Consider the following 15294-nt stretch of genomic DNA (forward strand, 5'->3'; position numbering starts at 1 on the left):
TTTTTATTTTATATAAACTTCAGATTACCCTCCAAAGTCATCAAATCTAATATGCTCATCTGGGATTCCGAAATCTTCACCCATTTTCTGAACGGCTTGGTTCATCAATGGTGGTCCACAGAAATATAACTCGATATCTTCTGGTGCATCATGAAGGCTTAAATAATTATCTATTACACAATTGTGAATAAATCCTACAAAACCATCTCCTGGTGCATCAATAGTTTCTTTTACTTTCCAGTTATCTTCTTCCATTGGTTCAGATAATGCTAAGTAAAACTTAAAGTTAGGGAAATCCCTTTCTAACTCACGGAAGTGCTCTAAGTAAAACAATTCACGTTTAGAACGTCCACCATACCAATAGGTTACTTTACGACCTGTTTTTAAGGTTTTGAATAAGTGATATAGGTGCGAACGCATTGGTGCCATACCTGCTCCACCGCCAACATATAACATTTCACTATCTGATTCATTGATAAAAAATTCACCATAAGGACCAGAAATAATTACTTTATCACCAGGCTTTTGATTAAAAATATATGATGATGCTACACCTGGATTTACATTCATCCAACCGTTGTTTGCACGATCCCATGGCGGAGTTGCTATACGAACATTAAGCATAATCTCACGTCCTTCAGCAGGGTAAGAAGCCATAGAATAAGCTCTTTCTACTGTTTCAGTGTTTTTCATAACTAAAGGCCAAAGGTTAAATTTGTCCCATTCTGCCTGAAATTTATCTGGTGTTTCGTGTTCTTCTGGATGTGCTGTGATATCCATGTCTGCAAACTTTACTTCGCAATTTGGAATTTCAATTTGAATATAACCACCAGCTTTATAACCCATATCTTCAGGAATTTCTACTACGAATTCCTTAATAAATGACGCTACATTATAATTACGTACAACAGTTGCTTCCCACTTCTTAATACCAAAAACTTCTTCAGGAATGGTAATTTCCATATCCTGCTTTACTTTTACCTGACAAGATAAACGCGCACCATGTGCCAATTCTTTTCTGCTAAAGTGAGGTGTCTCTGTTGGCAAAGCTTCACCTCCACCAGAAAGAACGTGACATTCACACTGAATACAAGTTCCACCTCCACCACATGCTGATGGTAAGAATATTTTTTGAGCTCCTAAGGTCGCTAGTAAACTACCACCTGAACCTACTTCTATTTCACGTTCACCATTAATAGTGATTTTAACGGGTCCTGATGGAGACAGTTTTTGTTTCACCACGAGTAAAAGCGTTACTAATAATAAAGTAACTACTAAAAACGCGGCTACTGTAGCGATCACCGTTCCTATTGTGCTTGCTGCTAATACCATATTCCTTATTAATTTTTGTCTGTATCGGTTATTGTTTCAATCGCTAGACTAGAAGTCTCTTCGTCAGTATTAGTGACCATACCAACATTGTTTTCTACAGTTTCTTCTGTTGCTTCTTCTTCACCACCTGTAAGCATACCTCCAAAACTCATAAACCCAATAGCCATTAAACCTGTAATGATAAATGTAATACCTAAACCTCTTAAAGCAGGTGGTACATTACTATATCTAATTTTCTCTCTAATTGCTGCAATTGCTACGATAGCTAAAAACCAACCAATTCCAGATCCAATACCATAATTTAAAGCTAAGCCTAAAGTTTCAATTTCTCTAGATTGCATAAATAATGAACCACCTAATATGGCACAGTTTACAGCGATTAATGGTAAAAATATACCTAATGAATTGTATAATGAAGGAGAAAACTTTTCTACAATGATTTCAACTAACTGAACCATTGTTGCAATGGTTGCAATAAACATAATGAATGATAGAAAACCTAAATCGTAATCTGCATATTCTGGTCCTAACCATGTTAATGCTCCTTCTTGCAATAAGTATTGATCCAATAACCAGTTTAAAGGCACTGTAATTGCTAATACAAAAATCACGGCAGCTCCTAATCCTACCGCTGTAGATACTTTTTTAGATACTGCTAAGTATGAACACATTCCTAAGAAGTATGCAAATACCATGTTATCTACAAATATCGATTTGAAAAATAATTCTATATGTTCCATATATTTTATTTTTAGTTGTTAGTCTTTAATTGTTGAAGAGGTTATCTACAAACAACTAGTAACTATAAACTAAGTTTAGTCTTCTATTAATTCTTTATTTCTACTACGTTGTACCCAAATAATAATACCTACGACAATCAATGCCATTGGAGGTAATACCATAAACCCATTGTTTTCATAGCCAAATGCGTATAATCCTGTTTTTTCAACGGAATCACCAAGAACTTTAAAACCAAATAATGTACCTGATCCTAATAACTCTCTGAAAAATCCGACTATAATAAGAATTACACCGTAACCTAAAGCGTTACCAATACCATCGAGAAAGGATCTCCAAGGTTTATTCGCTAAAGCAAAAGCTTCAAAACGTCCCATAATAATACAGTTGGTAATAATTAAACCAATGAATACAGAGAGCTCTTTACTTAAACTATAAGCAAATGCTTTTAACACTTGGTCAACGATAATAACTAAAGTTGCTACAACTATTAATTGTACAATAATTCTAATTTTAGAAGGTATAATGTTTCTCATTAAAGAGATGACTACGTTACCTACACTTAGTACAAAAACTACAGATATTGCCATTACAATAGATGGCTTTAGTTGTGCCGTAATTGCTAATGCAGAACATATACCTAATACCTGAATGGTAATAGGGTTATCATCCGCTAATGGATCTAAAATTAGTTTACTATCTTTTTTTGATAAAAGTCCCATACATTTTTATTTTAATGTCTTGAAATAAGGCACATACATTTTTAAATCTTTCTTAATCATTGCGGTTACACCATCACCTGTAATGGTCGCTCCAGCAATTGCATCTACGGCATTATCCGTTTTTCTCTCGTTTTTAGGATCTGCATTACCTTTAGCGACTGTAATACCTTTAAATGTATTAGAATCACCAAAAATATGTTCGCCAGCAAAGTCATCCATAAAATAGCGTTGCTTAATCTCAGCACCTAAACCTGGTGTTTCCCCAGCGTGATCGAAAAAGACACCTTGAACTGTCATTTCTTTATCAACAGCTACAAATCCCCAAATAGCATCCCATAATCCTTTCCCTCGGATTGGAATTACGTAAATAGGATTACCATCTTTCACTCCTTCAAATAAAGGTAGTTTTCTTGTATAATTTGGGTCTTTTGCTTTTGTTTCTTCCTTTTTAATATCTATTAAATATGCTTCAGGAGTTACAGTAGCCTCAGTACCTTCAATTATATATTGCTTAGTAATTGTATTCTTGAATTCTTCTTCTACTTTATCTGTAGAAATAAATGCAACATCACTTGTACCTTCATTGGCATTAATGCCCATGGCATACAATATGTTCTGTTGTTTTTCAAAACGTTTATTAGCATCCACTAATGGTTTTAAGCCAGAAGCAAGTCCTGCAAGTATAGAACCCACTACCAACACCATTACAATGGCAAAAATAATGGTATAACTATTTTTTTCTGTATCGATTGCCATAATTTAAGCTGTTTTTAATTTTGCTCTTTTTAATCTTCTTTTCACATTGCCCTGCACTACATAATGATCTATGGTTGGTGCAAACACATTCATTAACAATATTGCTAACATTACTCCTTCTGGATACGCTGGATTAAATACACGAATCATTATAGATACAAAACCTATTAGGAAACCGTATATCCATTTCCCTTTATTAGTTTGCGATGCGCTAACAGGATCTGTTGCCATATACACAATACCAAATGCCATACCACCAATTAATAAATGGTGCCAGAACTCGGTACTCATTAATCCGTAAAATTTACTTGTATCTGTGATCCATCCTGCTGCTACGACAAGGTTAAAGATATACCCCATCACTAAAGCACCAATAACAGAACTGAGCATTATTCTCCAGCTTCCAATTTTTGTGAAAATCAGAAATAAACCACCTAACAAGATTAATAATGTTGATGTTTCACCTATTGAACCAGGAATAAAACCGAAAAACATATCCATTACGGAATAGTCAACTCCATGCGATTGGGCTAAACTACCTAAAATAGTTTCACCAGAAATAGCATCAGCGGTTGAACCATTTGCAATTTCTCTAGTTCTTTCTACAGCTCCTTCTACCCAAACCTTATCACCACTCATCCAAGTAGGATAAGCAAAGAATAAGAATGCTCTAATGGTTAATGCAGGGTTTAATATATTCATCCCTGTACCACCAAATACTTCTTTACCGATAACAACACCGAAAACAACTGCAACAACTAACATCCATAATGGAATATCGATTGGTACAATTAATGGCACTAACATCCCTGTTACTAAGTAGCCTTCTTCAACTTCGTGTCCTTTAATAACTGCGAAAAGGAATTCAACACCTAAACCAACTCCATAAGAAATTAGTAATATCGGTAGTACTTTCCAAAAGCCTAAAGTAAAATTCTGTAAAGTCCAGAATTCACTACTAAAGAAACCACTTGTTACCGCTTCTATTTCTCCTGCTGCTACATAATGCTGATAACCTGCATTGAACATACCAAAGATTAAGCACGGAATTAAAGCCATAATTACCGTGTTCATAGTACGTTTTAAATCGTCTGCTGCCTTAATATGTGTACCACCATGTGCAGTATCATTAGGCGTATAAAGAAAAGTATGTAAGGCATTGAAAGCCGGAGCCATCTTAGTTCCTTTATATTTTTCTCTTAAGCTATGTAAGTTTTGTTTTAAACCCATTATCTATTTTTTAACCGATTTCTTCTAACATTAAATCCAAGCCTGCTCTAATAATTTGCTGATGTGGTTGCTTAGACACACACACAAATTCTGTTAAAGCAAAATCTTCTGGTGCAACTTCGTACATACCTAAAGCTTCCATTTCGTCTAAGTCTTTATACAAACACGCTTTTAAGATTTGCATTGGATATATATCTAATGGAAAAACTTGCTCGTAATTACCTGTAAGAACAAAATTTCTATGTTCACCATTCATATTGGTACTTAAATCGTATTTCTTATTTGGTGTTAACCAAGAAAAGTTAAAGCTCTAGTATTAGATACTTTATCAAAAACTGGTTTATTCCATCCAAATAACTCATAGTCATTGCCTTCAGGAATCACAGTAATAATATTACTGTAATAATCTAAATTACCATCTGGCTTTATTTGTTTACCTGACAATACATTTCCTGAAATAAAACGATCGTTACCATCTCTTTCAACTCCATTATCATAAACCATAGTTGCAATTTCAGAACCTATTTTAGTTCTAAAATAACGCGGTTTCTTAACTGAAGATCCTGCCAAGGCGATAACTCGCTCTGCATTAAACTTTCCTGTTAGCAGTAATTCACCAATAATTACTAAATCTTGTGCATTAACGGTCCAAACTGTTTCGCCTTTATTAACAGGGCTAACCTTATTAATTAAAGTACCTACATTCCCTGATGGATGTGGGCCAGAAACGTTATACGTTATTACATTTTGCAAATTAACGAAAGGAGACTTAGAACTGCCTATTGAAATATGCACTCCGCCATCTGTTAATTTAGACAACGCAGTAACTGCAGCTTGCAATTCAGCTTCCTTACCAGCTAAGGTAAAGTCTAAATTCGCTGCTAAAGGTGCACTTGCGTAACCAGAAATAAAGATAGCTTTTGGCGTACTGTCTGCTTTTGCGACAACATCGTAAGGACGTTGTTTAATAAAAGCCCAACAACCTGAAGCTAACAAATGAGCTTTAGTTTTTTCCGCATCTGAAGCCAAATCAAACTTACCATGATCTACATAAGTTTGTTCTTTATCTGCTGTTATTTTAATAGCGTCTATGCGGCGCCTTGGACCACGCTGCACTTCCGTTACTTCACCAGAAACTGGAGAAACAAATTTCATCGTTTCGTTATCCTTGTTATAAAATAAAGTCTCACCTGCTTTTACACGTGCCCCTTCTTTTGCAACAAGTTTTGGAATAATACTGTGGAAATCTTCGGGTCTTATAGAGTAGAAATTGCTAATAATAGCGTTCTCTATCGTTTGCTCGGCTTCACCGACCAACTTTATATCTAAACCCTTTTTAATTTTGATGTCTTTTGACATATACTTAAAGATTAGTTACCTAAAAATCGGTGCAAATTTACGAATTAAAGCTTAAAAAAGACCCAAATTAAAGCTTCTTTTTTATTTGTAACGATTATAAATAACGGATTTGTGTTAAGGCACAGATTTTGATTATATTTATACGCTTAGATTTCAAATAAAATGAAAAAAAACTTTTTTAGCCTTTCAGTACTTTTACTATTTCCTATAATTCTGCTCTCTCAAGTTGTTAATGAACTTAACCCTCCAGATTTTATAAAAACAGTAACCTTTAAGAGTAACACCACACAAGGGCAACTACCTGTTTTAAAGCTTGGTGAATCTCTAATGTTAGAGTTTGACGCCTTAACAGGTGAAGAGGAAGACTTCTATTACGTTATTGAACATTTTAATTTTGATTGGACTCCTTCTAATTTAGTAAAGTCAGAATACTTGAGTGGTTTAGATAATCAGCGCATTTTAGATTATGAAAACTCTTTTAACACCTATCAAATTTATTCACATTACAACTTAGTCATTCCAAATACACAAACACGTGGCTTATTAAAAAGTGGAAACTATATGATTTCCATTTACGATGATTATGACGAACTGATGTTCAGTAGAAAATTTATGGTTTATGAAAGTCTAGCTAGTGTTGGCGTAAATGTAAAGCGTTCGAGAGACGTAAAAGTTATTGCCGAAAAACAATCTGTGGATCTTGTTATCACCACCAATGGCATGAACCTGAACAATCCATTGGAAACTATTAAAACAGTTATTATTCAAAATAACAATCTCAATACAGCAATTACAGATTTAAAACCACAATATACCTTGGGTAACGAACTTATTTATCGTTACGATACTGAATCTGCATTTTGGGGAGGAAATGAATATTTATTTTTCGAAAACAAAGATGTTAGAGCCGCGAACGTTGGCGTTCAATTTATTGAATTAAGGGATCTTTACCACAACTTCCTATACACTAATATTAATCGTAAAAACAGACCCTACACCTATAATCCTGATATAAATGGGAATTTTTTAGTTACAATATTAGACAGAGATAATCCAGATATAGAAGCCGATTATGTTATGGTTCACTTTTCTTTATTGCAAGAGAAATTGAAGTCTAAAGACATTTATGTTTATGGCAATTTTAATTATTTTATGCTCGAACCGTTAACTCAAATGGTTTTTAATCCTGAAAGTAAACGTTACGAAACGACACTACTACTAAAACAAGGGTTTTACAACTACAAATTTGTCGCTGTAGATAAAAAGACGGGTGTCTTAGACGAAGGAGCTATTAGTGGTAATTTTTGGGAAACTGAAAATAATTATAAAGTCCTAGTTTACTACAAAGATCTTGGTGCGCGTTACGACAGACTAATTGGTTTTGGGGAAGCTACTTCTGTAAACATTTCTAATTAAACCTTTTTCTAACCCATCAATTATTAAAACATAAAATAACAGCAAAACTATTAACATATTCACATCACCTACCACATTTATAACCAATTTGTTAAAAAATGACATCCTCTCAACCGATTTATAATGCTTCATTAAAAAATTATGCTATTTTAGCATAGAACAACATCATAATCATGGTACAACAAGTAACTAGCGGCATAAAAATCACTGTAGAAACCAATTTTGAAGGTACATTTTATAAAAATTATAAAGTGCATTTTGCCTTTGGCTATAAAGTCACTATTGAAAACCAAAGTAAGGATTCTGTTCAGCTAAACTCTAGACACTGGAAAATACTTGATGCTTTAAATAATGAAGAAATTATAGAAGGAGAAGGTGTTATTGGTAAAAAGCCGGTATTAAAACCTGGAGAATCGCACACTTATAACTCTGGTTGTTTACTAACATCTCCTTTTGGAGCGATGAGCGGTTATTACAATATGATAAACTTATCAAAAACCAATAAATTTAAAGTCTATATTCCTTCGTTTAAATTAAGTGCTCCTTTTGCCTTAAACTAAGACGTTATAAGTCCTATTTCACCTTCTTCTTGTTTGAGTTTATTTTTTATATTATAGACTCTAAAGCTGAGCTTTTATTTTGTCTTTATAGATAAAATATAGAATGACAAACCATAAAACTACATTTTTAATCTTCACACAACTATAACATTTCAACAAACTATTCTCCTATAAAAATTGTAACTTTGCACTTTCAAAATTCAAACTAAAAAACAAATATATTATGGGAAAAGGATTCTTTAATGTACCAGTAGCAGTTAACGAACCTGTTATGTCTTACGCACCTGGTTCTGATGAACGTAAAGCAGTTTTAGAGGCTTACAAATCAATGTTTAATTCTAAGGTTGAAGTTCCTTTATATATAAATGGAAAAGACGTGAAAACTGGAAATACCAGAACCATGTCTCCTCCTCACGATCACCAACACATCGTAGGTGAATATCATTTAGCAGAAAAAAACCATGTTGAAGACGCTATTTCTACAGCATTAGAAGCACGTAAATCTTGGTCGCAAATGCCATGGGAACAACGCGCAGGTATTTTCTTAAAAGCTGCAGAATTAATTGCTGGTCCATATAGAGCTAAAATTAATGCTGCAACGATGATTGCACAATCTAAAAACATTTATCAAGCTGAAATTGATGCAGCTTGTGAACTTATAGATTTCTTACGCTTTAATGTTCAGTTTATGTCAGACATTTACATGGAGCAACCAGAAAGCACTAGTGCAGCATGGAACAGAGTAGAATACAGACCTCTCGAAGGTTTCACCTACGCTGTAACTCCTTTTAACTTTACAGCAATTGCAGGTAATCTACCAGCATGTATGGCTTTAATGGGTAATGTTGTCGTTTGGAAACCTAGTGATAGCCAAGTCTATTCTGCAAAAGTAATTATGGATATTTTTAAAGAAGCTGGTGTACCTGATGGTGTTATCAATGTTGTTTTTGGAGATCCTGTAATGATTACAAATACAGTATTAGCAAGTCCTGATTTTTCTGGTTTACATTTCACAGGTTCTACGCATGTGTTTAAAGAATTATGGAAGCAAATTGGAAACAATATCCATAACTACAAAACATACCCTAGAATTGTTGGAGAAACAGGTGGAAAAGATTTTATAGTAGCACACAAAACAGCAGAGGCAAAACAAGTAGCAACCGCTATTGCACGTGGTGCTTTTGAATTTCAAGGTCAAAAATGTAGTGCAGCATCTAGAGCTTATGTGCCTAAAGGAATTTGGGCAGATGTAAAGAAGTATTTAATTGAAGATATGGAGTCTTTCAAAATGGGATCTCCAGAAGACATGAGCAACTTTATTACTGCAGTCATTCATGAAGGTTCTTTTGATAAATTAGCAAAATATATTGATGCCGCGAAAGCAGATAGCGATGCAGAAATCATTGCTGGTGGTAACTACGATAAATCTAAAGGTTACTTTATTGAGCCAACAGTCATCGTAACTACTGACCCAAAATACACAACAATGTCTACAGAATTATTTGGTCCTGTAATTACAATATATGTGTATGAAGATGAAGCTTACTCTGAGACTTTAAAATTGGTTGATGAAACAAGTGAATACGCATTAACTGGTGCTATTATTTCTAGAGACAGATATGCCGTTGAAGAAGCAACAAAAGCGCTTCAGAATGCCGCTGGAAACTTCTATATAAACGACAAACCAACTGGTGCTGTTGTTGGCCAACAACCATTTGGTGGCGCTAGAGCTTCTGGAACAAATGACAAGGCCGGAAGTCCTCAAAATTTATTACGTTGGGTATCTCCTAGGTTAATTAAGGAAACATTTGTAACTCCGACAGATTACAGATATCCTTTTTTAGGATAAGACCTATACAATATTGAAATCTAAATCCTTAGAAGTTATATACTTTTAAGGATTTTTTTGCTTTTAATAGAAATCACATTAATAATCAACAATTTACAAATCTAAGTTTGTATCTTTTCAAGATAACAATTCAAATTCTGTACTTATGAAAAAACATTACTTTATTCTTTTATTATTGTTACCTTTTCTAAGTTTTGCTCAAATTTCAATAACTTCTGGAATTACCCCAGATTTATCTGCTTATGGAGAAACCACAAACTATCCTGGCGAAGGTGAATATCAAATATTTCTAAGTCCAGATAATCTTTTAGACAAACCTATTTTTGTAGTTGATGGTTTTGATCCCGGAGATGCAAGAGATATTACTGGCCTATATAACTCATTAGACTTTGTAGGAACAGCAGGAAGTCAAAATTTAGCTGATTTGGTACGTGATGAAGGTTTTGACGTTATCATTTTAAACTTTCCTACATACACAAGGACCGCTGATGATGCAACTGTAGATGGAGGAGCTGATTTTATGGAACGAAATGCCATGATATTAGTAGAGCTTCTCGAAACTATAAACGCAGGTAAAGCTGGAAACAGCCCAGAACAAAATGTAATTATTGGCCCAAGCATGGGTGGAGTAATTGCGCGTTATGCATTAAATTACATGGAAGCAAATTCAATAGATGCAGATACCAGACTTTACATCTCTTTTGATTCGCCTCATCATGGAGCAAATGTCCCAATTGGTTTACAACATCAATTAAACTTTTTAGCCAATAATGACACCAATGCAGTTGCAGAAGTACAACCTTTAATTAATGGACTATTAAAATCCGCAGCAGCAAGACAATTATTAACCGATCATTTAGAAGCCCATTTATCTGGAGCGGATTTAGTATCGTTTGATCCAGCACTTAAATTACCCGTAGCACATCCGTTTAGAGGTATATTTGAAACTAATATAAATGCATTAACTCCAACAGGATTTCCAGAGATGACAAGAAACGTCTCTATAATTAATGGAAGTGGCATTAATAATACATATTTCGCAGTAGGGAATTCTGGCCCAACGGTTACCAATAACTATCCCGTATTAAGCACCACGCTAAGTGTTCCTTTTTCTATTTTCACAGCTAACATTATAATTGATGTAAATTTCACTCCAGAGGCAGGAGAAACAAATACTGTAAGTAGTATTTCAATAGAATTATTTGGATCTGAAATTGAAGGCTCTGAAGCAGAAAGTGAATCTTTTAGTTATTCTGATGGTGTAGATGCTGCGCCAGGAGGTTTATTTGATTTATTTGGATTCACTGATGAGTTAGGATCAGAAGGAGGAGTTGCCGGCGATTTTGTAAATGCCCTCGCTATCGATAAATTTAATTTTATCCCTTCAGTTAGTGCTTTAGCAGTAGCATTTGCAAATGATGAAATAAATTGGAACCACACCATAGATCTAGAGGGTTCTAACCCAACAACCAATACACCTTTCGCCAATACATTTACCCCAAATGATAATGAACCACATGTTCAGCTGACCGAAGCCAATGTCGCTTTTGCTTTAGACGAAATATTAAATATACCATTACGCATTTCTGATTCAGAATTATACTCCGTAAAACTAGAGAAGAATCCTATTAAAAATGAATTAGTACTTCTTTCTAATCTAAATAGTAAAGCCTCTATTTTAATCAGTGACTTAACAGGAAAAATTGTTTACAATTCCTCTCAAGAATTAACAGGCAGAGATGCTATAACAATTAATTTAAACTCAGGATTTTACATTTTAAATATCACTAGTGAAGTTAGTACGTTTACAACCCGATTTATAGTCAGCAAATAAAATTCATATTTCTACTAAAAAAGACCGTTTAAATAAGTTTAAACGGTCTTTTTTTGTGCTCTACAAACTATATTAGTATAATGACTCTGGGTGCAGGTAATCGATGTAGATATTTAATTTATCAATGTATTTCATGCCATAACCTTCTTCCACTTTTTCTTCAGCGTAAAAGAGCGTTTCTTCTTTTTCGCCTACTAAAGTTAATTGTACGATATCCTCTTTTCGTTTTAAGATAATATAGGCCACCCTATTATCATATAAACTATGGGCTGATAAATAAATGACACCCGATTCTAATTTATAGTTTTTTACGACACCACGATGTTGTTCTTTACCGTTTTTATCATAACGAATGACTTCACCATCAATATAATTTTCATTTAAAGAATATTGCAATCGCTTATGATTAGAATCTATATGATATGCTATAGTTTCAGTAACCTCACCATTCTTATAGGTTGACACATTTTTACCATGAAGATCATGAGAAATACGTTTCGTGATGAGCCCATTTTTATAAATTTCTTGAGTAGACTTACTATTATAACCTACAGGCAGCACCTTAGTGCCTTCAAAAGGCTTTCCGTCTTTATATATGATGCTAGAGACCTCTTTTCCGTCTTCGTTATAATTGATAGATTTCCCCTCTAAAATATCATTCTTATAAGTGCTTGTAAATTGTAATAGACCAGACTGATTGTAAAGATTAAAGGTGCCTTCTTTTTTATCATTCACATAGTGCCCCTCTTCTAGAACAATTTCGTGATTATAATTAAACTTCTTATAAGCTCCATTACGTTTTCCTTCTTTTACAGTGTACATAACTCTTGAGGCCATATCGTACATTTCACCATCCCAGGGTAATTTGTTTTTAAAATTAACTTTAGCTAAGACCTCTCCATACTTGTCAAAGAACGTAGCACAACAGTTAACATCAACGTCTTCGATTAACACGGGATCTATAATGCCATAAGCTCTTCCCACACCATAATCAAACCGTTTTGACGCCACTAAATCACCATTTTTTTCCTCTTTAATAAACCTTATTTCATCTGAGAGATTGAAAAAATTCATATAATTTACCATGTTTTTTATCATAATCGTAAGTACCTATTAATTCGTTTTTGTCATTGTAAAATTTCCCTAATGTTTTATCATAATCCGTGTATGTGATATCGCTTTGTCTAGCCCCATTACTGTAATAGTTAACCTCTCTCGTTTTACTATATTGATCAATATTATAGTATTCGGTGACCTTAAAATCAACCAAATTATCTTTACCCACTAATTTCGTTATAAATTTAGTCCGCTCAATAACGTTACCATCTTTGTAGGTTTCAATATTTGAAATTTTAGAATCGTAGCCAATTTCGTAACGTGTACCATTTAAAGGTTGCGCATATCTATTTTTATACTCCACTTTTAAGATTCCCATTACAACACCTTCTTTATTATAATAGACCTCTTCTTCTTTATTCTTTTTACTAAAGAGAATATTAGTATCCGTATAATATTTTAGCTCCTCTATAAGTTCCCCTTCTTTGTAAGTTGATGTTTTGTTTCCACTAATTTCCACACCATTATATGGGTAATAGCTTTTATAAACCATCCGAGACAATTCATTGCCTGTGTGATCATAACTAACTTGAAGCTCTTTAATGTTGTTAGTATATGTTGTTAGAGATTTTATCTTACCGCCATCATAGTATAGCTCTTCTTTTTCAAGTAGACCATTATTGTAGGTTCTAGAAGACAAAATTTGCCCCATGACCTCTTCCTTATAACTGTACGAAAACACAATTTCGGTGCCTTCCATAGGTTTTAAATAGTCATTATAAAGATTGTAAGTAACACTCCCTATTTCGGTTCCATCCTCAGTAAAATAAGTCTTTTTATATTCTGGTTCAGTTTGGAATTTTGTCCGAATCTGACCATTAGGATAATAATCCTCATGACCTAACAACCTCTCAAACGGATAATAGTTAATCTGCTTAATTCTCATGGGACCGAAATAATAAAACACTTCAACACCTTTACGAAATCCATTATTTAGGGTGTTGATTTCACCAATGGCATCCCCTTTTTTATCATAATATTTCGTTCGGAAATGACCTTTTTTAAGAGTTCTGAAACTTTCGTAACGAATTCCGTTGATATCATTTCCGTATATAACTTCTTTAACGGTATCGTTTTTAACTTCTGTATATATGTGATTACTTGATTGATTATGATTCTGAGCTCCTGATTTAATATGACCATTTTTATAAATAGCAGTCAATTTCTTGTCATTTAAAAAGGTAATAAACTCTCCATCTAATCTGTTTTTGGTGTAATTACCTTGTTGGTATAACTTGCCGTCTTCCGTAAACCAGCTCAATTTTTCTACCCAAAAATCCTTGTCTTCATACTTAGACAATCCGCTCATTTGTTTTTGCCCTGATATGTAATAATCTTCAATTCTAAATAGATCTCCTTCCTTTTTTACTGGTGCTCTAAAAAAAGCAGCACTATCTTTTATGGTTTGCTTCCAAGATATAGTGTAATAAATAGTGTCTTGTTGCGCCTCCAAATTTAAAGGCATAAAGAAAAGGCTGACCATAAATAGAAGTACAGCAGTTTTAATAGAATTTGATAAAATCATTGTTGAATAATTTTTAAAATGATATAGATATAATTCAAAAAATACATCTATTTGAGTAACGTATTTCAGCGTCATAAATTTTTAGCTTGTGAAATTTTCAATACTAAACATAGGTCAACAGCCTATTTCTAAAAGTAGTATTTAGACAACTCCAAAAATATCTACTTATTAAGCTTTAAATTTTAATGGTAAATGAATCACTTTTTTGGTTTCAAAAAACGACTCTTCAAAATAATCGGAAAGTAAGAATGCTTTCACCGTTTTATATTGCTTTAATTCCTCTGTTAAATCACCACCTTTTAAATAAAGGATACCATTTTTTAACTCATTTTTCTGAGTACGGGCTACTTTTCCTTTTACCCAAGTTGTGAATTCTGGCATCGTCGTTACAGCTCTACTTACAATAAAATCGTAAGTTTCATCAATAGCTTCTACTCTACTATGCGTTGTTTTTATATTGGTGAGTTCTAATGCTTCAGCAACTGCATTAATAACTTTTAGCTTTTTATTGATGCTATCCACCAAATGAAATTGACATTCTGGAAACAAAATCGCTAAAGGCACACCCGGAAATCCTCCTCCTGTACCTACATCTAAGATTGAAGAACCTGGTGCAAAGTTGATCACTTTAGCAATACCTAAAGAATGTAAGACATGTCTTAAATATAACTCATCAATATCTTTACGAGAAATCACGTTGATTTTACTGTTCCAATCTTTATATAACGCTTCTAAAGCTTCAAATTGTTGAATTTGAGTTTCAGTTAAATTTGGGAAGTATTTTAAGATCAATTCCATTTTTAAAAATTTTAGCAAAAATACTTAATTTTAATCTGCATAATTTAACGTTCGTCGAA

The 15294-nt window shown here is 33.6% G+C and carries 12 protein-coding genes and 1 pseudogene; 4 read left to right on the forward strand and 9 right to left on the reverse strand.

Annotated features, from left to right (window positions below; genetic code table 11):
- Positions 1 to 24 precede the first annotated feature (24 nt).
- From nqrF to ADIWIN_RS00410, 6 genes and pseudogenes are all read right to left on the reverse strand, one after another.
- Positions 25 to 1332, reverse strand: a complete 1308-nt coding sequence (gene nqrF / locus ADIWIN_RS00385) for an NADH:ubiquinone reductase (Na(+)-transporting) subunit F (protein WP_020895679.1) — start codon at positions 1330 to 1332, stop codon at positions 25 to 27.
- 8 nt (positions 1333 to 1340) lie between these two features.
- Positions 1341 to 2072, reverse strand: coding sequence for an NADH:ubiquinone reductase (Na(+)-transporting) subunit E (gene nqrE / locus ADIWIN_RS00390; RefSeq protein ID WP_020895680.1), 732 nt, complete (start codon positions 2070 to 2072; stop codon positions 1341 to 1343).
- Positions 2073 to 2147: 75 nt separating this feature from the next.
- The gene (locus tag ADIWIN_RS00395) at positions 2148 to 2792 is read right to left on the reverse strand and encodes an NADH:ubiquinone reductase (Na(+)-transporting) subunit D (protein ID WP_020895681.1); all 645 of its coding nucleotides are present in this window, start codon (positions 2790 to 2792) and stop codon (positions 2148 to 2150) included.
- 6 nt (positions 2793 to 2798) lie between these two features.
- Positions 2799 to 3548 (reverse strand): Na(+)-translocating NADH-quinone reductase subunit C, encoded by a 750-nt coding sequence (locus ADIWIN_RS00400; protein WP_020895682.1) that lies wholly within the window; start codon positions 3546 to 3548, stop codon positions 2799 to 2801.
- Positions 3549 to 3551: 3 nt separating this feature from the next.
- Positions 3552 to 4778: an NADH:ubiquinone reductase (Na(+)-transporting) subunit B gene (locus ADIWIN_RS00405; protein ID WP_020895683.1), complete on the reverse strand. Its 1227-nt coding sequence runs from the start codon at positions 4776 to 4778 to the stop codon at positions 3552 to 3554.
- A gap of 10 nt (positions 4779 to 4788) precedes the next feature.
- A pseudogene (locus ADIWIN_RS00410) lies at positions 4789 to 6137 on the reverse strand (Na(+)-translocating NADH-quinone reductase subunit A).
- Between the two features lie 162 nt (positions 6138 to 6299).
- Between ADIWIN_RS00410 and ADIWIN_RS00415 the strand changes: the two are divergent.
- From ADIWIN_RS00415 to ADIWIN_RS00430, 4 genes are all read left to right on the forward strand, one after another.
- Complete coding sequence (locus tag ADIWIN_RS00415; RefSeq protein ID WP_020895686.1) at positions 6300 to 7553, forward strand: type IX secretion system plug protein; 1254 nt, start codon at positions 6300 to 6302, stop codon at positions 7551 to 7553.
- Positions 7554 to 7726: 173 nt separating this feature from the next.
- On the forward strand, positions 7727 to 8113 hold the full coding sequence (gene apaG / locus ADIWIN_RS00420) for a Co2+/Mg2+ efflux facilitator ApaG/CorD (protein WP_020895687.1): 387 nt from the start codon (positions 7727 to 7729) through the stop codon (positions 8111 to 8113).
- A gap of 223 nt (positions 8114 to 8336) precedes the next feature.
- Entirely contained in the window at positions 8337 to 9962 is a 1626-nt protein-coding gene (gene pruA / locus ADIWIN_RS00425; RefSeq protein ID WP_020895688.1) for an L-glutamate gamma-semialdehyde dehydrogenase, read from the forward strand.
- A 145-nt stretch (positions 9963 to 10107) separates the two neighbouring features.
- Positions 10108 to 11796 (forward strand): T9SS type A sorting domain-containing protein, encoded by a 1689-nt coding sequence (locus ADIWIN_RS00430; protein WP_020895689.1) that lies wholly within the window; start codon positions 10108 to 10110, stop codon positions 11794 to 11796.
- A 72-nt stretch (positions 11797 to 11868) separates the two neighbouring features.
- On the opposite strand, the gene ADIWIN_RS00435 is transcribed toward ADIWIN_RS00430, so the two are convergent.
- From ADIWIN_RS00435 to rsmG, 3 genes are all read right to left on the reverse strand, one after another.
- Positions 11869 to 12870 carry a toxin-antitoxin system YwqK family antitoxin gene (locus tag ADIWIN_RS00435; protein WP_152487184.1) on the reverse strand — a complete coding sequence of 334 codons (1002 nt, stop codon included), beginning with the start codon at positions 12868 to 12870 and terminating at the stop codon, positions 11869 to 11871.
- Positions 12845 to 14437, reverse strand: coding sequence for a hypothetical protein (locus ADIWIN_RS00440; RefSeq protein ID WP_020895691.1), 1593 nt, complete (start codon positions 14435 to 14437; stop codon positions 12845 to 12847). The genes ADIWIN_RS00435 and ADIWIN_RS00440 overlap by 26 nt, the downstream gene beginning before the upstream one ends.
- 168 nt (positions 14438 to 14605) lie before the next feature.
- A complete protein-coding gene (rsmG, locus tag ADIWIN_RS00445) occupies positions 14606 to 15235 on the reverse strand; it encodes a 16S rRNA (guanine(527)-N(7))-methyltransferase RsmG (protein WP_040756085.1) in 630 nt (209 codons plus the stop codon).
- Positions 15236 to 15294: the final 59 nt, after the last annotated feature.

The sequence above is a fragment of the Winogradskyella psychrotolerans RS-3 genome, assembly GCF_000427335.1.
Taxonomy (GTDB): domain Bacteria; phylum Bacteroidota; class Bacteroidia; order Flavobacteriales; family Flavobacteriaceae; genus Winogradskyella; species Winogradskyella psychrotolerans.

What these genes read in the sequence shown, in the direction of transcription:
- ADIWIN_RS00415 (WP_020895686.1), top strand. Translation starts at nt 6,300, where the DNA reads ATGAAAAAAAACTTTTTTAGCCTTTCAGTACTTTTACTATTTCCTATA.
- rsmG (WP_040756085.1), bottom strand. Translation starts at nt 15,235, where the DNA reads ATGGAATTGATCTTAAAATACTTCCCAAATTTAACTGAAACTCAAATT.
- ADIWIN_RS00440 (WP_020895691.1), bottom strand. Translation starts at nt 14,437, where the DNA reads ATGATTTTATCAAATTCTATTAAAACTGCTGTACTTCTATTTATGGTC.
- ADIWIN_RS00435 (WP_152487184.1), bottom strand. Translation starts at nt 12,870, where the DNA reads ATGAATTTTTTCAATCTCTCAGATGAAATAAGGTTTATTAAAGAGGAA.
- ADIWIN_RS00395 (WP_020895681.1), bottom strand. Translation starts at nt 2,792, where the DNA reads ATGGGACTTTTATCAAAAAAAGATAGTAAACTAATTTTAGATCCATTA.
- apaG (WP_020895687.1), top strand. Translation starts at nt 7,727, where the DNA reads ATGGTACAACAAGTAACTAGCGGCATAAAAATCACTGTAGAAACCAAT.
- nqrF (WP_020895679.1), bottom strand. Translation starts at nt 1,332, where the DNA reads ATGGTATTAGCAGCAAGCACAATAGGAACGGTGATCGCTACAGTAGCC.
- ADIWIN_RS00430 (WP_020895689.1), top strand. Translation starts at nt 10,108, where the DNA reads ATGAAAAAACATTACTTTATTCTTTTATTATTGTTACCTTTTCTAAGT.
- ADIWIN_RS00405 (WP_020895683.1), bottom strand. Translation starts at nt 4,778, where the DNA reads ATGGGTTTAAAACAAAACTTACATAGCTTAAGAGAAAAATATAAAGGA.
- pruA (WP_020895688.1), top strand. Translation starts at nt 8,337, where the DNA reads ATGGGAAAAGGATTCTTTAATGTACCAGTAGCAGTTAACGAACCTGTT.
- nqrE (WP_020895680.1), bottom strand. Translation starts at nt 2,072, where the DNA reads ATGGAACATATAGAATTATTTTTCAAATCGATATTTGTAGATAACATG.
- ADIWIN_RS00400 (WP_020895682.1), bottom strand. Translation starts at nt 3,548, where the DNA reads ATGGCAATCGATACAGAAAAAAATAGTTATACCATTATTTTTGCCATT.